The sequence below is a fragment of the Bradyrhizobium sp. genome (assembly GCF_030697065.1).
Classification (GTDB): Bacteria; Pseudomonadota; Alphaproteobacteria; order Rhizobiales; family Xanthobacteraceae; genus Bradyrhizobium.
Genome location: NZ_JAUYQU010000250.1, coordinates 1 through 19,107, shown reverse-complemented (window position 1 = coordinate 19,107; position 19,107 = coordinate 1). Strand labels below are relative to the sequence as shown.

At 63.8% G+C, this 19,107-nt stretch carries 13 protein-coding genes, 1 rRNA gene, 1 pseudogene and 1 riboswitch; of the genes and pseudogenes, 8 read left to right on the top strand and 7 right to left on the bottom strand.

Going from position 1 to position 19,107, the window contains the following annotated elements:
* Positions 1 to 448 (bottom strand): 16S ribosomal RNA (locus Q8R73_RS19710); the annotation flags it as partial.
* An 806-nt stretch (positions 449 to 1,254) separates the two neighbouring features.
* Here Q8R73_RS19710 and Q8R73_RS19705 point away from each other — a divergent pair.
* Positions 1,255 to 3,354 carry a M23 family metallopeptidase gene (locus Q8R73_RS19705; RefSeq protein WP_305721223.1) on the top strand — a complete coding sequence of 700 codons (2,100 nt, stop codon included), beginning with the start codon at positions 1,255 to 1,257 and terminating at the stop codon, positions 3,352 to 3,354.
* A gap of 56 nt (positions 3,355 to 3,410) precedes the next feature.
* Here Q8R73_RS19705 and clpB read toward each other — a convergent pair whose 3' ends face one another.
* Positions 3,411 to 6,050 carry an ATP-dependent chaperone ClpB gene (gene clpB / locus Q8R73_RS19700; protein WP_305721222.1) on the bottom strand — a complete coding sequence of 880 codons (2,640 nt, stop codon included), beginning with the start codon at positions 6,048 to 6,050 and terminating at the stop codon, positions 3,411 to 3,413.
* Positions 6,051 to 6,274: 224 nt separating this feature from the next.
* Here clpB and Q8R73_RS19695 point away from each other — a divergent pair, with 224 nt between their 5' ends.
* Positions 6,275 to 7,060, top strand: a complete 786-nt coding sequence (locus Q8R73_RS19695) for an MOSC domain-containing protein (protein WP_305721221.1) — start codon at positions 6,275 to 6,277, stop codon at positions 7,058 to 7,060.
* 89 nt (positions 7,061 to 7,149) lie between these two features.
* Here the strand turns inward: Q8R73_RS19695 and Q8R73_RS19690 are convergent, their stop codons facing one another.
* A complete protein-coding gene (locus Q8R73_RS19690; RefSeq protein ID WP_305721220.1) occupies positions 7,150 to 7,890 on the bottom strand; it encodes a TIGR02594 family protein in 741 nt (246 codons plus the stop codon).
* Between the two features lie 296 nt (positions 7,891 to 8,186).
* Between Q8R73_RS19690 and Q8R73_RS19685 the strand changes: the two genes are divergently transcribed.
* Positions 8,187 to 9,053, top strand: a complete 867-nt coding sequence (locus Q8R73_RS19685) for an alpha/beta fold hydrolase (protein WP_305721219.1) — start codon at positions 8,187 to 8,189, stop codon at positions 9,051 to 9,053.
* Between the two features lie 162 nt (positions 9,054 to 9,215).
* Here the strand turns inward: Q8R73_RS19685 and metW are convergent, their stop codons facing one another.
* Positions 9,216 to 9,884 carry a methionine biosynthesis protein MetW gene (gene metW / locus Q8R73_RS19680; RefSeq protein WP_305721218.1) on the bottom strand — a complete coding sequence of 223 codons (669 nt, stop codon included), beginning with the start codon at positions 9,882 to 9,884 and terminating at the stop codon, positions 9,216 to 9,218.
* Positions 9,881 to 11,083: a homoserine O-acetyltransferase gene (locus Q8R73_RS19675; protein WP_305721217.1), complete on the bottom strand. Its 1,203-nt coding sequence runs from the start codon at positions 11,081 to 11,083 to the stop codon at positions 9,881 to 9,883. Before Q8R73_RS19675 ends, metW begins: the two co-directional genes overlap by 4 nt.
* Before the next feature lie 89 nt (positions 11,084 to 11,172).
* A riboswitch (SAM riboswitch) is annotated at positions 11,173 to 11,252 on the bottom strand.
* Between the two features lie 225 nt (positions 11,253 to 11,477).
* Here Q8R73_RS19675 and Q8R73_RS19670 point away from each other — a divergent pair.
* The 3 genes from Q8R73_RS19670 to Q8R73_RS19660 are packed head-to-tail and all read left to right on the top strand — an operon-like array spanning position 11,478 to position 14,401.
* A complete protein-coding gene (locus Q8R73_RS19670) occupies positions 11,478 to 12,329 on the top strand; it encodes a chorismate mutase (protein ID WP_305721216.1) in 852 nt (283 codons plus the stop codon).
* A gap of 36 nt (positions 12,330 to 12,365) precedes the next feature.
* Positions 12,366 to 13,463, top strand: coding sequence for a histidinol-phosphate transaminase (gene hisC / locus Q8R73_RS19665; RefSeq protein ID WP_305721215.1), 1,098 nt, complete (start codon positions 12,366 to 12,368; stop codon positions 13,461 to 13,463).
* On the top strand, positions 13,460 to 14,401 hold the full coding sequence (locus tag Q8R73_RS19660; protein WP_305721214.1) for a prephenate/arogenate dehydrogenase family protein: 942 nt from the start codon (positions 13,460 to 13,462) through the stop codon (positions 14,399 to 14,401). The genes hisC and Q8R73_RS19660 overlap by 4 nt, the downstream gene beginning before the upstream one ends.
* Positions 14,402 to 15,136: 735 nt before the next feature.
* Here Q8R73_RS19660 and Q8R73_RS19655 read toward each other — a convergent pair.
* Positions 15,137 to 16,333, bottom strand: a complete 1,197-nt coding sequence (locus Q8R73_RS19655; RefSeq protein ID WP_305721213.1) for a DUF2125 domain-containing protein — start codon at positions 16,331 to 16,333, stop codon at positions 15,137 to 15,139.
* Positions 16,334 to 16,448: 115 nt separating this feature from the next.
* On the opposite strand from Q8R73_RS19655, the gene Q8R73_RS19650 reads away from it, so the two are divergent.
* Positions 16,449 to 17,057 carry a gamma-glutamylcyclotransferase gene (locus tag Q8R73_RS19650; protein ID WP_305721212.1) on the top strand — a complete coding sequence of 203 codons (609 nt, stop codon included), beginning with the start codon at positions 16,449 to 16,451 and terminating at the stop codon, positions 17,055 to 17,057.
* Between the two features lie 267 nt (positions 17,058 to 17,324).
* On the opposite strand, the gene Q8R73_RS19645 is transcribed toward Q8R73_RS19650, so the two are convergent.
* The gene (locus Q8R73_RS19645; protein ID WP_305721211.1) at positions 17,325 to 17,969 is read right to left on the bottom strand and encodes a hypothetical protein; all 645 of its coding nucleotides are present in this window, start codon (positions 17,967 to 17,969) and stop codon (positions 17,325 to 17,327) included.
* Between the two features lie 388 nt (positions 17,970 to 18,357).
* Between Q8R73_RS19645 and Q8R73_RS19640 the strand changes: the two are divergent.
* A pseudogene (locus Q8R73_RS19640) lies at positions 18,358 to 18,892 on the top strand (transposase).
* Positions 18,893 to 19,107: the final 215 nt, after the last annotated feature.

The window sequence follows — 19,107 nt, the reverse complement described above, 5'->3', positions numbered from 1 at the left end:
GGGCTTCTTATCCAGGTACCGTCATTATCGTCCCTGGCGAAAGAGCTTTACAACCCTAGGGCCTTCATCACTCACGCGGCATGGCTGGATCAGGCTTTCGCCCATTGTCCAATATTCCCCACTGCTGCCTCCCGTAGGAGTTTGGGCCGTGTCTCAGTCCCAATGTGGCTGATCATCCTCTCAGACCAGCTACTGATCGTCGCCTTGGTGAGCCGTTACCTCACCAACTAGCTAATCAGACGCGGGCCAATCTTTCGGCGATAAATCTTTCCCCGTAAGGGCTTATCCGGTATTAGCACAAGTTTCCCTGTGTTGTTCCGAACCAAAAGGTATGTTCCCACGCGTTACTCACCCGTCTGCCGCTGACGTATTGCTACGCCCGCTCGACTTGCATGTGTTAAGCCTGCCGCCAGCGTTCGCTCTGAGCCAGGATCAAACTCTCAAGTTGGACTTGAAACTTTAAACCGGCTGATCACAACGTTTGACGAGGTCCCACCATATTTATCGCCTGCGATTCACATCGCGGACGACGATGGTGTAACCTATGTAAACGTGTTCCGCCGAAGTCTTTCGTCCAGCCTCAACACTCAGGAACCGAAGCTCCTGGGTAATCGAGACTCGCAAGGACTCCGCCGTCCACGTTTCTCTTTCTTCATCTTCACTTGTCAAACAGCCCGGGGTTCGAAAACCCCACTTCCATCTCTGGAAGGATATCCTCGCTCTCACCCGACGACAAATAACAACCGATGACTATCGGCTGTTGATTCACTCATCTTAGTGAGGAGCATCACGGGCGCGGAAGGTTGCCGTGGCCAAGGGCCAAAGCACCGCCGCGCTCAGTGGTCGGGTTATAAGCCCCCCCGCTCGGGGTTGTCAACGCCTGTTGTCAACAAATCGTCGCATCGGGGGATAGAATCTTGCCGGACGCGGAAGCCCGCTATTTTTAGGTACTTTACGCCGTACTTGAGCCACAATCCTGCGACGTTCTGACTATACGTATGCATTGAATCGCCTGAAGTCAGTGGGGGCTGCGGGCGATTTTCTACCTGGGAACGGCGATCTTCCATGAACCCGTCGCCTTTCCATTACGGCCGAGAAACATCGAAAGATCTGCACAGCATTGACGTTCGTGATCCCGGCCAGCCTTTTGGCCTCTGAATCCCGAATAGCGGTGCGCGCGTGGTGCGCCATGCTCCTGAAATCGCCTCCCGGAGGGCGAAGCCGGGGGTGCCGGATGAACCAGGATCTTGTCGCATGTTAAGGGAATTCGGGGGGGACACTGGGTTGAATCACAGAACGTCACGCGGCGGCTACGGACGCGAGACCGGGATCATCGATCTGGGTCACGAGCCGCCGCTTTCCGTTGACGGCTCCGAGGCTGCGGTCATCGATCGCCGCCGCGTCTCCGTACAGTGGTTCAGCGGCACCATTCTGACTGGTCTGTGCGGCGCGGCCCTTATCGGCGGCGCCGTTTTTGCGTCGCTCGACGGCGAAATGACCTTCGCCAGAGTGCCGGAACGGGTCGAAGGCGCCCTGCGCGGCGCGTTCGGCGCCAACGACAAGAATGCCAGCCTGCACAAGAGCGATCGCCTGCCTCCCCCCGGCGAAACGACTGCCGCCCGCAATGTCATACGGGTTTCCACCGTCACCCGGGTCGGCAACCGCGACGTGATGCGGGTGCGACCGTTCATCCGCATTTCCGGCAATCTGGCGATGGCGACCAGCGACCTCAGCGCCAAGATCCCGCCTTTCAACGCCCAGCGCTTGCTGACCGATGTCGGCGCCGCCGTGCCCGCGGCCGCCGAGGATCCGAACAATCCCGACGCGATCGAACCCGATGCCGAGGTCTCGTTCGTTACCAGGGATCTCGCGCCGATCCTGCCGAAGGCGAAGCTTGCCGCGGTAGTCGCGCTCGACGAGGTGATCATGCGGGTCCGCGACGCCTCCAACTGGCGCGGCAATAGTGGCGTGCGCTACACCGCCTTGGCCAGCGCCACCGCCGACGCCAGCGGCGCCCGGCCCGACATGAAGATGGCCTACGCCACCGAGGGCAATGTCGCCAACGATCCCTATGCCGGCTTCGAAACCCGCGTGGTCCCCGAGAACGTCACGCTGCTGCCGAAGACCAAGGATCAGATCACCGGCGGCAACCCTCTCGGCGAGCGCGTCCATGTCGTCAAGAAGGGCGATACCGTCACCTCCATCCTGCGCGACCAGGGCGCGACGCCCGAAGAGGCGAAAGCCATTGCCGCCACGCTCGGCCCCCGCGGCCGCGACGGCGGACTTAAGGACGGCCAGAAGCTGCGCATCCTGATGGCGCCGGCGGGCCCAGCCCCCGGTCAGCGGCTGCAGCCCTACCGGGTGATCGTCGCCAACGATTCGACCGTCGAAGCCGTCGCCGCGCTGTCCGATCTCGGCAGATACGTCGCCGTCGACGTCCTGAGCCTGAACACCGTCACCGCGGCTGCCGCGACCGATGACGACGACGACGAGGATGACGGCACCGGCGTGCGGCTCTACCAGAGCATCTACGAGACCGCGCTGCGCAACAAGGTTCCGGCCACCGTCATCGAAGACATGATCCGGATCTACTCCTACGACGTCGACTTCCAACGCAAAGTGCAGCCCGGCGACTCCTTCGACGTGTTCTTCGCCGGAGAAGACGAAGGCGCCACCATCACCGAGAAGACCGAGGTACTGTTCGCCTCCCTCACCGTCGGCGGCGAAACCAAGAAATACTATCGTTTCCAGACCCCCGACGACGCAGTGGTCGATTTCTACGACGAGTCCGGCAAGAGCGCGAAGAAGTTCCTGGTGCGCAAACCCGTCAACTACGCGATCATGCGCTCTGGCTTCGGCGGCCGCCGCCATCCCATCCTCGGCTACGTCAAGATGCACACCGGCGTCGACTGGTCGGCGCCCTACGGCACGCCGATCTTCGCTTCCGGCAACGGCGTGGTCGAAAGGGTCGGCTGGGAAGGCGGCTACGGCAAATATGTCCGCCTGAAGCACAACAACGGCTACGAGACCGCTTACGGCCACATGTCGGCCTATGCCAAGGGCATGGAGCCCGGCAAGCGGGTGCGGCAGGGCCAGGTTATCGGCTTCGTCGGATCGACCGGCATGTCGACCGGCGCCCACGTCCACTACGAAATCCTGGTCAACGGCCGCTTCGTCGATCCGATGCGCATCAAGCTGCCGCGCGGCCGCTCGCTCGACGGTCCGCTGATGGCCGGGTTCGAGAAGGAGCGCGATCGGCTCGATGCCCAGATGAGCAATCGCGGCAACCCGGCACGCGTCTCCGAGGCCGGTATTCCGGCCCAGCCGCAACCACGCCAGATCGTCAACCGCTAGATCCGACAATGGCTTGCCCGGCGCAGCCGCGCTGCGTCCGGGCAAGGTTCAAGTGCTTAGTTCAGTTTCCGTTTCGGGATCGGCGCCTCGAACTGCGCGATCTCGGCGGTTTGCGGCGCCTTGCCGTTGAAGGTCAGCACATTGCCCTCCACAGAGATCGCGACGCGATCGCCGTCGGCGATTTCGCCGGCGAGAATCATCTCAGCCAGCGGGTCCTGGACGTGGCGCTGGATCACCCGTTTCAGCGGCCGGGCGCCATAGGCGGGATCCCAGCCCTTGGCGGCGAGCCAGTCGCGCGCCGCGGCATCCAGCGTGAGCACGACCTTGCGCTCTTCCAGCAGCCGCGTGAGCCGGCCGAACTGGATCTCGACGATCCGGCCCATCTCGCTCTTCTGCAGCCGGTGGAACAGGATGATCTCGTCGACCCGGTTGAGGAATTCGGGGCGGAAGTGCGCGCGCACCATGCCCATCACCTGCTCGCGCACGGCTGAGGTATCCTCGCCCTCCGGCTGGTTGACCAGGAATTCCGAGCCGAGGTTCGAGGTCATGATGATCAGCGTGTTGCGGAAGTCGACGGTGCGGCCCTGACCGTCGGTCAGGCGGCCGTCATCGAGCACCTGCAGCAGCACGTTGAAGACGTCGGGATGGGCCTTTTCGATCTCGTCGAACAGCACCACCTGGTAAGGCCGCCGCCGCACCGCTTCGGTCAGCGCGCCGCCCTCGTCATAGCCGACATAGCCGGGAGGCGCGCCGATCAGCCGCGAGACCGAGTGCTTCTCCATGTATTCGGACATGTCGAGGCGAACCATCGCCGTCTCGTCGTTGAACAGGTACTCGGCGAGCGCCTTGGTCAGTTCGGTCTTGCCGACGCCGGTCGGCCCCAGGAACATGAACGAGCCCATCGGCCGGTTCGGATCCTGCAGGCCCGCGCGCGAACGGCGCACCGCGGTGGCGACCGCATGCACCGCCTCGGCCTGGCCGACCACGCGGTTGCCGAGGCTGTCTTCCATCCGCAGCAGCTTGTCCTTTTCACCCTCGAGCATCTTGTCGACGGGCACGCCGGTCCAGCGCGACACCACCTGCGCGATGTGGTTGGCGGTGACCGCCTCCTCCATCATCTCGCCGGCGTTTTCATTGGCTTCGATGTCGGCGAGCTTCTTCTCGAGCTCGGGAATCCGGCCATATGAAAGTTCGCCGGCGCGCTGGTACTCGCCGCGGCGCTTGGCTTCATCGAGCTCGAGCCGCAAGGCCTCCAGTTCGCTCTTCAGTTTTTGCGCGTTCGACAGCTTGCTCTTCTCCGAGCTCCAGCGCGAGGTCAGGTCGGCCGACTTCTTTTCGAGTTCGGCGAGTTCCGTCTCCAGCGTCTGCAGCCGGCTTTTCGAGCCGGCGTCGCTTTCCTTCTTCAGCGCTTCCTGCTCGATCTTGAGCCGGATGATTTCCCGGTCCATCGAATCGAGCTCTTCCGGCTTGGAATCGACCTGCATCTTCAGGCGCGCCGCAGCCTCGTCCATCAGGTCGATCGCCTTGTCCGGCAGGAAACGGTCGGTGATGTAGCGATTCGACAGCGTGGTGGCCGCCACCAGCGCGGAATCGGTGATGCGCACGCCGTGGTGCTGCTCGTATTTGTCCTTCAGGCCGCGCAGGATCGAAATGGTGTCCTCGACAGTCGGCTCGGACACGAAGATCGGCTGGAACCGGCGCGCCAGCGCGGCATCCTTTTCGACGTGCTTGCGGTATTCGTCGAGCGTGGTGGCGCCGATGCAATGCAATTCGCCCCGCGCCAGCGCGGGTTTCAGGAGGTTGGACGCGTCCATTGCGCCATCGGCCTTGCCGGCACCGATCAGCGTGTGCATCTCGTCGATGAACAGCACAATGCTGCCCTCGGCCGAGGTGACCTCGGCCAGCACGGCCTTCAGCCGTTCCTCGAATTCGCCGCGGTATTTGGCGCCCGCGATCAGCGAGCCCAGATCGAGCACCAGCAGTTTCTTGTCCTTGAGGCTTTCCGGCACGTCGCCATTGAGAATCCGCAACGCCAGGCCTTCGACGATCGCGGTCTTGCCGACGCCGGGCTCGCCGATCAGCACCGGATTGTTCTTGGTACGGCGGGACAGCACCTGGATGGTGCGGCGGATTTCCTCGTCGCGCCCGATCACCGGATCGAGCTTGCCGTCGCGCGCGGCTTGGGTCAGGTCGCGGGAATATTTCTTCAGGGCGTCATAGGCATTTTCCGCCGTCGCGGAGTCGGCGGTGCGGCCCTTGCGCAGCGATTCGATCGCGGCGTTGAGGTTCTGCGGCGTGACGCCACCCTTGCCGAGGATGCCTCCAGCGTCGCTGCCCTTCTCAAGCGCGAGGCCCAGCAGCAAACGTTCCACCGTGACAAAACTGTCGCCGGCCTTTTCGGCGGCCTTTTCCGCGGCGTCGAATGCGCGCGCCAACTCGGGGGCGAGATAAACCTGCCCGGCGCCGCTTCCGGAAACCTTTGGCAGCTTGTTGAGCGCGTCTTCGGTCGCCTTGAGGATCGCGCGCGAATTGCCGCCGGCGCGGTCGATCAGACCGCCGGCGAGGCCCTCGCTGTCGTCCAGCAGCACTTTCAGCATATGCAGCGGCGAAAACTGCTGGTGGCCGTCGCGCATGGCGAGCGACTGGGCGGACTGGATGAAACCGCGCGCACGCTCGGTGTATTTTTCGATATTCATTAGGTCATTCCCTCAGCCTGCCGCTCCGCCCCTTGAGGCACGGTCGCCGCATCTTCATTGGGTTTCCGCCGCGCGCATTGACACTCGTCAACCGGCAGCGGCCGCGTCGCCGGCGCTTGCGCCGGCTTGAGGCAAATGTGGGAAGGGGTTTGCGGAAACGGAAGAGGCAACTTCACAAAATCGTGTGCGGTGGCGCCCGGCCGGGGAATCTCCTAAAAAGCCGCATGTCGCGCACCCTCCCCGCCAAGATCGCCAGCCTTTACCGCTATCCCGTCAAGGGCCTCTCCCCGGAACCCCTGCCCAACGTCAGGCTGGGCGTCGGCCAGACGCTTCCGGCAGACCGCCGCTACGCCATCGAAAACGGCCCCAGCGGCTTCGATCCCGCCGCGCCGAAGTGGAAGGTGAAAGCCCATTTCCTGATGCTGATGCGGGATGAATGGCTGGCGGCGCTGCACAGCCGTTTCGACGATGCCACCAATGTTCTGACCATCCGCCGCAACGGCGCGGTCGCAGCCCAGGGCAATCTGGAAACCGCCGAAGGCCGGGCCGCCATCGAGCGGTTCTTCGCCGAGGGCTACGCCGGATCGATCAAGGGCCCGCCCCGGATCCTCTCCAGCGCGGGCTACAGTTTTTCCGATATCGCCAGCAAGGTGGTCTCCATCATCAATCTCGCCAGCCTGCAGGCGATCGAGACCATCGTCGGGCAGCCGGTTCACCCGCTCCGGTTCCGCGCCAACCTCTATGTCGAGGGCTGGCCGGCATGGCACGAGTTCGACCTGCTCCACCAGACCCTTGCGATCGGCGACGTCAGACTGAAGGTGGTGAAGCGGATCACCCGCTGCGCCGCCGTCAATGTCGATCCCGAAACCGCGGCGCGCGACCTCAGCATCCCGCAGGCCCTGACGCAGCGATTCGGTCACAACGAGTGCGGCATCTATGCCGAGGTGATCGCCGGCGGAACCATGGCCGTCGGCGATGCGATCGCGGTGGTCGAGCCGAAGCTTTTGTAAATCCGTCAATGCTGGCGCAAGCGAAGCAATCCATTCACGCAGCATGGATTGCTTCGTCGCTGCGCTCCGCGCAATGACGCGGATAGACCTCAGTTCGGCATCACGTAGGCGTAGATCCGGCCGCGCGAGACCGGAGCCTCCCTGACCCGGTTGCCATTGTTGCCGGAGACCACGATCGGATTGCCCTGTGCGTCGATGCCGCTCACGACGCCGACATGGCCACCGCCGCGTCCTCTGCTCATGACGGCGATGGCGCCGACCTGCGGGCCGGAGACGCGCTGGCCATAACCTGCGAATGAACGCGCCATATCCGAGCCGGTGCCGCGATGACCCGAGCGTTCCAGAACCATGTTCATGAACCGCGCGCACCACAGCCGGCCGCGACCGGTCGGGTTGCCGCCGAGATGGCGGCGCGCCTCGGCGACGACAGCGGATGAGCCGACACTACCCGGCGTGGCCGTGGCAGGGACGCCGGCGGCAACAGGCCCGACGCTGGCCTGCGCACCGGCCGTGCCGCGCGCTTTCATCCGCGCCACACCGCGCTCCCAGCGCGAGGCACGCGCAACGCGGCGGGAACGGCGCGTTTCGGTGATCACGTTCGATGTGCCGAATCCGCCGTAAATTGCCACGTCACCGGGGGCGCCGCTCGGTGTGAAGCTGATCTGTCCGTCGCCAAAGCGCCGCGCCTTCGGCGCGCGTGCGATATGGCGATGATGGCGATGGCTATGATGGTGCCGGGCATGCTGGCCGGCGTGATGCGCGTGAGCGTGCCGCCCTGCGCCGTTTTGCGGCTTGGCGGAAGCCGGAGCAGCGATGGCGAACAGCGCCATCGAACATGAAACCAACGCAACGAGACGAAGCGACCGGAACGCAACAACTGACTGAACCATACTCGACTTGATCCTCTATGACACACCCCCAGTTCCCAACGGTCCATGAAGGCCGTTATCCGGGGGTCGTAATGCGGGGCGGGGTATGGCGACAGCAAGACGCGATGCGGCGGTGCGGAAACGCTTTCGGGGTCATTCCGCGATCATTCGGTGGCGAAAATGATCGATCCAGCCGCATTGCGGACAACAGCATTAACTGCGATTTTCGCCGCCGGCCCAACGAGAGGAACGAGCAAATGCCCTATGCCGTCAGCAGCGACAATGTCCGGCTCCATTTCGAGGAAACAGGAAGCGGTACGCCGATCATCTTCCTGCACGAATTTGCCGCCGACCACACCAACTGGGAGCCGCAGATGCGCTACTTCGCGCGCGGCCACCGCTGCATCGCCTATTCCGCGCGCGGCTACACCCCGTCCGACGTGCCCGCGTCGAAGGAGGTCTACACCTACAGGCATTTCTATACCGACGCGCTGGCCGTGCTCGATCATTTGAAGATCGAAAAGGCGCATTTCGTCGGGCTGTCGATGGGCGCCTATTCGTCGCTGCAGATCGGCCTCAACGCGCCGCAGCGCGCGCTGTCACTGACGCTGGCCGGCGTCGGCTCGGGCTCCAGCCTGGAAAATCTCGAGGCGTTCCGCAGCCAGTGCCAGGCCAATGGCGAGCAATATGAGACGATCGGTTCGGTGGAGGTGGCGAAAGCGACGCGCGAGGCGCCGAGCCGGATTCCCTTCCTGGTGAAGGATCCGCGCGGCCACGCCGACTTTTACGCGGCCCTGGCGCGGCACGATGCCAGGGGCTCGGCCAATACCATGCGCAGCTTCCAGGGCGCCCGGCCGTCGATCTACACCCTGACCGACGCCATCAGGAAGGTCCCGACCCCGACCCTGATCATCTGCGGCGACGAGGACGACAATTGCATCGAGCCGAGTCTATTCCTGAAGCAACATTTGCCGGCAGCGGGGCTCACCTTCTTTCCGAAGAGCGGCCACGTGCTCAATCTGGAGGAGCCGGCGCTGTTCAACGAGATGGTCGAGCGTTTTATTGCGCTGGCCGAAGCCGGGCGATGGCCGGTACGTGATCCGAGGTCGATGGCGGCGGGGTAAGGACGGTGCGCCCCCTCTCCCGCTTGCGGGGGAGGGCTGGGGTGGGGGTGCTTCCGCGAGCACCGGCGCCAGCCGAGAGAATTCCCCCACCCGCCGCGCTCTTCGAGCGCGTCGACCTCCCCCGCGAGCGGGAGAGGTGCAGCGTGCTCGTTGCGCGAGGTGCTACTTCCCCTTCTCCGCGCGGCTGAGCAGGAACACGCCCTGCTCGCCGAACATGTTCCAGAACCACCACGGCAAATTGACCCGCAGCGGCCGGCCGTACATGTCGAGCGCCACCGCGCGCTCCATCTTGACGTTGATCTCGTCGCACAGCTGCACGAAATCCTTGATGGTGCAGAAATGGATGTTCGGCGTGTCGTACCAGGTGGCGGGCAGGTTTTCGGTGCGCGGCATGTGGCCGCCGACCAGAAGCTGGATCCGCATTTTCCAGAAGCCGAAATTCGGGAACGAGACGATGGCCCGGCGCCCGATCCGCAGCAGGTTTTCCAGCACCACGCGCGGCTGCCGCGTCGCCTGCAGGGTCTGTGACAGGATCACATAGTCGAAGGCGTCGTCGGGATAGTTGACGAGGTCGGTGTCGGCGTCGCCCTGCACCACCGCAAGGCCCTTGGCGACGCAGCGGTTGACGCCCTCGCGCGAAAGCTCGATGCCGCGCCCGTCGATGCCCCGCATCTCCAGCAGTTGCAGCAGGTCGCCCTCGCCGCAGCCGACGTCGAGCACTTTGGAGCCGCGTTCGACCATCTCGGCGACCAGCAGGTGATCACCGCGATAATGCCCGGTGTCCGGCGCCACCACGCCGGGCAGCGGCAGAACCTGTTGCTGCATGCTCATGCCAGCCCCCCGGCCAGCCCCCGCGCCTTGCCCGCGGATTGCAGGAAGGCCCGGGAGATATCGAAGAATTCCGGCACGTCGAGCAGGAAGGCGTCGTGGCCGCGATCGGTCTCGATCTCGGCGAACGACACCCGGGCGCTGGAAGCGTTCAACGCATGCACCAGCGCGCGCGATTCCGCGGTCGGGAACAGCCAGTCGCTGGTGAACGACACCACGCAGAACCGGGTCTGGATGCCGCGGAACGCCTGTGCCAGCACGCCGTCATGGTCGGCAGCGATGTCAAAATAATCCATCGCCCGCGTCAGGTACAGATAGGAGTTGGCGTCGAACCGCTCGACAAAGGACGAACCCTGGTAGCGAAGATAGCTTTCGACCTGGAAGTCGGCGTCGAACGAGAACGTTGGCAGTTCGCGGTCCTGCATCCGCCGCCCGAACTTGCGATGCAGCGCTGCGTCGGAGAGATAGGTGATATGCGCGGCCATCCGCGCCACGCCGAGACCACGGTGCGGGTGCGTGCCCTGCTCGAAATAGCGCCCATGGTGCCACTCGGGATCGGCCATCACGGCCTGCCGGCCAAGCTCGTGGAAGGCGATGTTCTGCGCGGAGTGACGCGTGCTGCAGGCGATCGCCAGGGTGGAGAATACCCGTTTCGGATAGGCCGCCGTCCACTGCAGCGCCTGCATGCCGCCCATCGAGCCGCCGACCACGCAGAACAGCGTGTCGATGCCCAGGCTATCGATCAGCATGGTCTGCGCGCGCACCATGTCGGGAAGGGTGATGATGGGAAAATCCAGCCCCCAAACCTTGCCTGTGGCGGGGTTGGTCGAGGCGGGGCCGGTCGACCCCATGCAGCCGCCGATCACGTTCGAGCAGATGATGAAATATTTCCCGGTATCGAGCGGACGTCCGGGGCCGACCATGGTCTCCCACCAGCCGGGCTTGCCCGTCATCGGATGAACATTGGCGACATGCTGGTCGCCGGTCAGCGCGTGGCAGACCAGAATGGCATTGGAGCGGTCGGCATTGAGTTCGCCATAGGTCTGGTAGGCGATCTGGAACGGCGAAAGATCGACGCCGCAATCGAGCTTCAGGGGCTGGTCCGCGCCAAAGGCCGCCAGCCGCGAAGTGGGATGATCCGCCTCGTGCGCGCGCTCCTCGGTATGGACCGAGGGACTGGCTACCGGCTGCAGGTTTACCATGTTGACACCGACCTCCCCCGGGGTGGCTCGAGACCACCGCGGAAATCAGGCCATAAAAAAACCCGGCCTGAACATAGGTTCGACCGGGATCACGCGTGTCCCCGGCCTGTTTAGCGAGTTGTTTAACGTGGCTGCAAGCCGGCCGGCTCAAATGACCACGGGATGGAATAAAGCTAGTCCCGGCCGGTCTTTTCGTCAAGACATGGGTTTGGACTGGGTTAACCGGATGTCCCTGGACCCTGATGGTGAGAGGCGCCCTTGCGCCGTCTCGAACCATGAGGGAGAACATGGTCCCATCCTTCGAGACGCGGCGCAGGCGCCGCTCCTCAGGATGAGGGCATCGTCGTTGCAACAGCCTTGAACTCGAAATTTCCATCTTCGCCAGGTTTCCCGCATGTCCAAACCGCCCCCCGCTCCGCCCTCGCTCGAGGTACTGCGCCAGGAGATCGACAGCATCGACGAGCAGGTCCACCGCCTGCTGATGGCGCGCGGCGACATCATCGACCGGCTGATCCAGGTCAAGCAGACCCAGGAGGTCGGCTCGGCGTTTCGCCCGGCGCGCGAGGCCGCGATGATGCGGCGGCTGGTCGAGCGTCACCGCGGTATCCTGCCGATCGACACCATCGAGAGCATCTGGCGCGTCATCATCTCGACCTTCACCTACGTGCAGGCGCCGTTCTCGGTGCATGCGGATGTGTCCATCGGCGAATCCGCGATGCGGGATTCGGCGCGGTTTCATTTCGGATTCGTCGTGCCCTATGTCTCGCATTTCAGCGCGCAGGCAGCGGTCGAGGCGACCGCCCGATCGAAAGGCGATCTGGCGCTGGTGCCGGCCGCTTCCAGCCGCACGCCCTGGTGGATCGCGCTGGAGGCCGAGGGCGCCCCGAAGATCATCGCGCGGCTGCCGTTCCTCGAGCGCGCCGACCATCCGGCCGCGCTGCCGGTGTTCGTGGTGTCGCGCGTCGCCGACAGCGCCATGGTGACCGAGGTCGAGACCTGGAGCGTGCGGGTATCCGGCTGGAACGCTGAAACCGCCCGCGCGCTGTCGCCGCTGGCCGAGATCGTCGCGGTGCCGGACACCGCCTTCGACGGCGCCGCACTTCTGGTGTCGATTTCCGGCGCGAGCAGCCTGGAAAAGATCCGGACCGCGTTGATCGAGGCCGGCGCCTCGGTGCGCTCCTCGGCACTCGTCGGCAGCCATGCAACGCGCTATACGGTGGCCCCGAACGGAGCAGCCAGGCACTGAACGCCTTGAAAGCCGCCCGATAATCCGGAGTTGAAGATGTCCCGCCCCGTGCCGAATCCCGGCATTCTCGAAATCGCGCCCTACACGCCGGGCAAGAGCCCGGTGCACGAACCGGGCCGCAAGATGTTCAAACTGTCGGCCAACGAGACCCCGCTCGGGCCCTCGCCGAAAGCGATCGCGGCCTACCAAAAGGCTGCCGATCATCTGGAGGACTATCCGGAAGGCACCTCCCGGATTCTGCGCGAGGCGATCGGCCGTTCCTTCGGACTCGACCCCGACCGCATCATCTGCGGCGCCGGCTCCGACGAAATCCTCAATCTGCTGGCGCGCACCTATCTTTCCCATGGCGATGAGGCGATCTCCACCACCCACGGCTTTCTGGTGTATCCGATCGCGACGATGGCGAGCGGCGCCATCAACGTGGTCGCGCCGGAGAAGGAGTTGACCGCCGACGTCGATGCGATCCTGGCGCGGGTGAGCCCACGCACCAAGCTGGTGTGGCTCGCCAACCCGAACAACCCGACCGGAACCTACATTCCGTTCGACGAGGTCAAGCGCCTGCGCGCCGCCCTGCCGCCGCATGTGCTGCTGGTGCTCGACGCCGCCTATTCCGATTACGTCTCGCGCAACGATTACGAGATCGGCATCGAACTGGTGGCGACCACCGAGAACACCGTGATGACCCACACGTTCTCCAAGATTCACGGCCTCGCTGCCTTGCGGATCGGCTGGATGTTCGGCCCGGCCAATATCGTCGACGCGGTCAACCGCATCCGCGGGCCGTTCAACGTCTCGACCCCGGCGATGCTGGCGGCGGTGGCGGCGATCGAGGACACCGCGCATATCCAGATGTCGAAGGCGCACACCGAGAAGTGGCGCAACTGGCTGACGGATGAGGTGACGAAGCTCGGCTTCAAGGTGACGCCGAGCGTGGCGAATTTCATCCTGATCCATTTCCCGCAGCAACAGGGCCAGACCGCGGCCGACGCCGACGCGTTCCTGACCAAGCGCGGCCTGGTGCTGCGCGGCCTGCCCAATTACGGCCTGCCGCATGCGCTGCGTCTGACCATCGGCACCGAAGAGGCCAACCGGCTGGTGGTCGAGGGCTTGCGCGATTTCGTGGCGCGCAAGTGAGCGCCGCACCGCTGTTCGACACGATCGCGCTGATCGGCTTCGGGCTGATCGGCGGCTCGATCGCGCGTGCCGCGCGCGCGCAGGGACTGGCGGGAGAAATCGTCACGACCGCGCGTTCGGCGAAGACCCGCGCGCGGGTCGAGGAACTCGGCATCGTCGACCGCGTGGTCGAGACCAATGCCGAGGCGGTCCGGGACGCCGATCTCGTCATCCTCTGCATTCCGGTCGGCGCCTGCGGCCCGGTCGCGCAGGAAATCGCCGGCCATCTCAAGGCGGGGGCTGTCGTCTCCGATGTCGGCTCGGTCAAGGGCGCGATCGTGCGTGACATGGCGCCCCATCTGCCTGACAGCGTGCATTTCGTGCCGGCCCACCCGGTCGCCGGCACCGAGCATTCCGGCCCCGATTCCGGATTCGCGGAACTGTTCATCAACCGCTGGTGCATCCTCACCCCGCCCGAGGGGGTGGATCCGGAGCCGGTCGAGCGGCTGCGCGCGTTCTGGGCCGGCCTCGGCGCCCGGGTCGAGATCATGACACCCGACCACCACGACCTCGTGCTCGCCATCACCAGCCATCTGCCGCATCTGATCGCCTACACCATCGTCGGCACCGCCGACGAACTGGCGCAGGTCACCTCCTCCGAGGTGATCAAGTTCTCAGCCGGCGGCTTTCGCGATTTCACCCGCATCGCGGCTTCCGATCCGACGATGTGGCGCGACGTGTTCCTGGCCAACAAGGACGCGGTGCTGGAAATGCTCGGTACCTTCAACGAGGACCTTTCAAAACTCACCCGCGCCATCCGCCGCAATGACGGTGAGGCGCTGTTCGAGCATTTTTCCCGCACCCGCGCCATCCGCCGCGGTATCGTCGAGATCGGCCAGGATTCGGCGGCGCCGGATTTCGGCCGCCCGCATGCGCAACTGGAGAAGAAGGCCGAGTAAGGTCTCCGTCACCTCGCCACCTTACGATCGTCATCTTCCGCGCATGCAGGGGATCCCGTACGCCGCGGCTTCTCGGTTCTATTAATGGCGGCTCTGAATACTGGATCGCCCGCCTTCGCGGGCGATGACAGTGTGGGTGTGATACGGCGACTTCGGTTGCAAACATGGCTTCGCATTCTCGCGGCTGAAATCACCCGAGGTTTGCCATCAATGCCCTGCCCTCCAGTCAGAGGGCGCAGGGAAAGCCGGGTGCACGCTGCACCCGCGGTCTCGTGTGCAAACTCGCACAAAACAAACGCACACGAGCATACAGGTCCAGCGGAGGCATCCGGCTTTCCCTGCGCGGCAGTTTACGGCTTATAGCGCGCTCTCCCCGGTGACCGGGCTTTCTTGCCACCGTCGCCCGCGCTTCTCGGCGCGAACTTGACACCAGCGTCGGGGTGTCAGGACCACACGATTTCGCCGTCCGCTTCAGGAACCCTCGTCAGAAGTACCATCCGCGTCCACCGCATCCCCGCCCCGCGCTGGTGACGTTGCGCAACGCCCCCCTGAATGGGACGGGATGGCCATTGATATAGCCCTGATATGGATTCCGATAAACAGAAATATTTTTGCGGCGAGGGCTTGACTCGAATTCTGTAAATCGGAAGTGTTTTGCCCGGCGGGTAGTCACACAGCGTCACACAGCAAGCGGCCGGAATGGCGCCCGGTGAACTTGCCCAAGGACGGGGATCCTCAAAACAGCGGCGGGACCTGCCCGACCTTCAGAGGTCCGAAAAACACCTCGCCGTCGACGAAACGCAGCGGGAATGCCCGCGCCTTCCTGCCTTCCAGCACGGCTTCCTTGCCGAGCGCGTTGATGCCGGTGATGACGCCGACATTGGCGTTCTGTTTGACGACCCTGCCGAGACCGGGAATCGCGCGGTCGAGGGCGCCGAGCAGGTTGGTGACGTCCTGACTCTTGACCCCCGGTGCTATGCGGTCGAGCGTCGCCTGCGGCACGCCCTCTTCCAGCATCTTCTCGATGCCGAGCGCCGGGATCACTTTCTCGATGCCGGCCACCGTCATCTGCAATTCGCCGTCGAGCCGGCCGCCGGCGCTGAGGCCGAGGGTGCCGGTCGCGACCGCGATCATCTCGCCCTGCGCAATCCGCGACTGGACGATTTCGACCCGGCCGCCGGCAGCCGCAATTTCGCGAAACCGCTCGGGCCAGGGCTTCGGCGAAAAATCCTTCAGCCCGCTCAGCAGCGTGCGGACGTCGGCGTCGAACGGGACGGCCAGCAGCGGATGCAGTTCCTGCACGCTGCCCTGCTCGATCTTCAGCACGGTCTCGATCACGGGGCGATCCTGCACCGAGCCTTCGGCGAGGCGGCCGTGCAACTCGACCAGTCTGGCGCGCGCCAGCGGCGTCTGCGCCGGGCCGTTGACGCGGTCGATCACGGGATCGTCGAACACGATCGAGCCGCGTTGCGGGACGTCCGGCAATCCGAACACGCTGCTGCGGGCCCTGCTCCAGTTCACCAGCATCGCGGGCGGGCCGCCGCGATCGGAAATCGTCGCCGGCGCGGTGAATTCGGCGATCAGCCGTTTCGGATCCCAGATCTGCGCCACCACGAGGATTTCGCCGAGGTTGGCGGTGACGGGGGCCTGCGTCGCGGCCTGTTCGGCGGTCTGCGAGCGCAGCGAGACGCTGGCGCCGCTGCAGCGGACTTCGAGGCGGAACGGGAAACCGGCCACCGTGCGCCTGGCGCAGTCGTAGACCCGGCCGGATTTAGCCTCCTGGGCGCGCCAGGCGTCGGCCTTGACCTCGACCTGGGAGGCGGCAAACAACCAGAATCCGCTCCAGGCCGCTGCGGCCACCAGGAGCAGAGCAGGCATGAAGAACAGGCGCCAAAGCTGGCGCCGGCGTGGCGCGAGGGTGATATCGGACATGCGGGACCTTTGGCGGACGATTTTGTCAATTAAGCGGTGATGTCGGCGGTCTCGCCGGCCGTGACCGGGTTGACGCCTTTTCACCCGCGGCAAAACTCTGCTAGGCGTGCGCGCGATGCCAGCCAAAATCGTCCACGAAGCGGAATTGTCCAAAGGCGACCTCTGGGTGTTCGGCTACGGTTCGCTGATGTGGCGGCCGGGCTTCGACTTCATCGAGCAGGTTCCGGCCCGCCTGATCGGCGAGCACCGCGCGCTCTGCGTCTATTCGTTCGACCACCGCGGCACGCCGGAAAAGCCCGGGCTGGTGCTCGGGCTCGACCGCGGCGGCGCCTGCCGCGGCGTCGCGTTCCGGGTGGCGGCCGGGCAGCGCGGCGACGTGGTGGAATATCTGCGCAGCCGCGAGCAGACCACCCACGTCTATCGCGAGGTGATGCGTTCGGTCTGGCTGGAGAACGAAGCCCGCGAGCGGGTCAGCGCGCTGGCCTATGTGGTCGACCGCGGCCATGTGCAATATGCCGGACGGCTGTCGCTGGCGGAGCAGCTGCGCTTCGTGCAGCAGGGCCACGGCCGCTCCGGCAACAACCGCGACTACGTACTGGCGACGGTGAAGTCGATCGAAGCGCAGGGTTTTCGCGATGCGCAACTGCATCAGCTGGCGGCGATGCTGCATGGGGATGCGCATCCCTCACCCTCCCCCGGAGTGGCAGGGTCGACGCGACTGTAACACGCGGTGGGCTGGGGTGACTGTCCCTCAACGCCCTAAACCAACAGATTTCACCCCGACCCGATCGCTGCGCTATCGGCTGAGACGGTAAGAACGCGACGCCAAGGCTTGGATCGCTCTGATCACAAAGGCTGCTGTCAAGCTTGGCCATGCTAAGGGCGACGCCGACAAAGGGCTCTCCCAGTTCGTGAGACAGGCCTCAATGAAAAAAGCCACCAGAATTCCAGGCTTGCTACCTGCCCGCGGGTTGCGAGCAATCGACACTGATCAAGCCGACGCTGGCGCGGGTTGATAATGCACTTCAAACACGGGTATAAAATGTTCCACAAAGCCTTGAGGGTACCCTCGCGCGACGAGTCTTTTCATTTTCTCCGGTGGCACATGATGAAAGACTTCAGCAACATTGCGTAGCTGTCGCTGAAAATCGTCTTCGCTAACAAGTTTGGCTAGATATCCCTCCCACACAATGCGGCCGTAGTTCAAATAAGTGAAAATCAGATTGTCCTCTAAAACACTAATGACAGTTGGCCCCATTTTCTCGAACGTTTCCATGTTCGTTGGGTTGGCAATCAGCATCGAATTCCATGTGTTGATGAGGCTGACCTGCTGAGCGATGAGCTCAAGCTTATTTTTCTTCTTGCTATCTCGATATGACATCCACGTCAGGATAAAAACCGCGAGGGCCGTCAGAAAGGTCGTAAACACGTTGGCCCATTGACCCCACGCGGCCCACCGCGATGTTTCTGTGAACCAACAACTTTTTGAATCCGGCGCACCCGCCTTGGCCAACTCCAGGCAGTCTTTAACTTCAGGTGCCTTTTGTTGCTGTACAGTTTGAGCCGGCTCAACGGCGTCCTGAGCCAATCCAACATTCGCAGAAATCAATGCAAAGACAATAATTAGCCACCGCATGCCGACCCCCAAAAGCGCAACAACATCAATATTCGTAGTTCGCTTGTCAATAGAAGAGGGAGGCCATTGCTACCAAGTCTTCTGCCTCCTCCCCCTCACCGTTTGAACAAGCCTCCTCAACACGGTCTTTTTGCAATACCATTGGTCGGTTAAGTCGAGACGAACGATGACTAGAGTAAAAAGCGGCGCTTCGTGATCGGACCTGTTGGTGCCAACAAAAGCAAAAATTGCGACTATTCCTTCGAATGTCCACCGGAGCCTTATGTGGATTCCGCCACGGCGGCGTGACGATCAACCGCGGCGCCGTAACCGATGGCGCAATCCGGGAACGTGACGACCAGGTGAATGTCAAGATTGCGCAGCACTTCGTCCGGGATACAATCTGCAGATGGTCCGGTATCGGCGCAATTTCGTCCCGGGAGGGATGTTCTTCTTCACCGTGACGCTGAATGATCGAAGATCATCGGCTCTGGTAGATCACGTGGCTGTTACGCACTGCATTTCGCGTGGCGCGCGGAGAGCGCCCTTTCGCCATTGATGCCATCGTCATTCTGCCCGATCACTTGCATGCGATCATGACATTGCCGCCGGGCGATTCCGATTATTCCGGGCGATGGCGGCGGATCAAGAGTGCCTTTACGCGCAGCGTCGTGGCGGCAGGGGTGCCGGTCTCTCGCAACGATCGAGGCGAATACCGTCTTTGGCAAAGGCGTTTTTGGGAACATACGGTACGCAACGACGTGGATTTCGAACGCTGCGCTGACTACATCCATTTCAATCCGGTCAAGCATCAATTGGTGACGTCATCCGGCGCGTGGCCGTTTTCGTCCCTGCATCGGTATGTTCGGGCCGGAGTGCTGCCCTGCGATTGGGGCGGCGGAGGCCGCGTGGATGACGCCGGCTTCGGGGAGCGCGGAGACTGATTCCCGGATTGCGCGATCGGCCGGCGCTTGGCGCCGACCGCTCGCTCCATCCAGGCTACAGGCCTGGAGGGTAAGCAAGAATCGCTACTTCTTCGGCGGCGCGCTCGGCACCACGCCGAACAATTGCGCCTGCTCCGCGCGGGCCGCCTCGACGAGGCGGTTGGTGGCGGCCTCGATCACGGTCGCGATCCGCACGATGAATTCCTTGCGGCTGA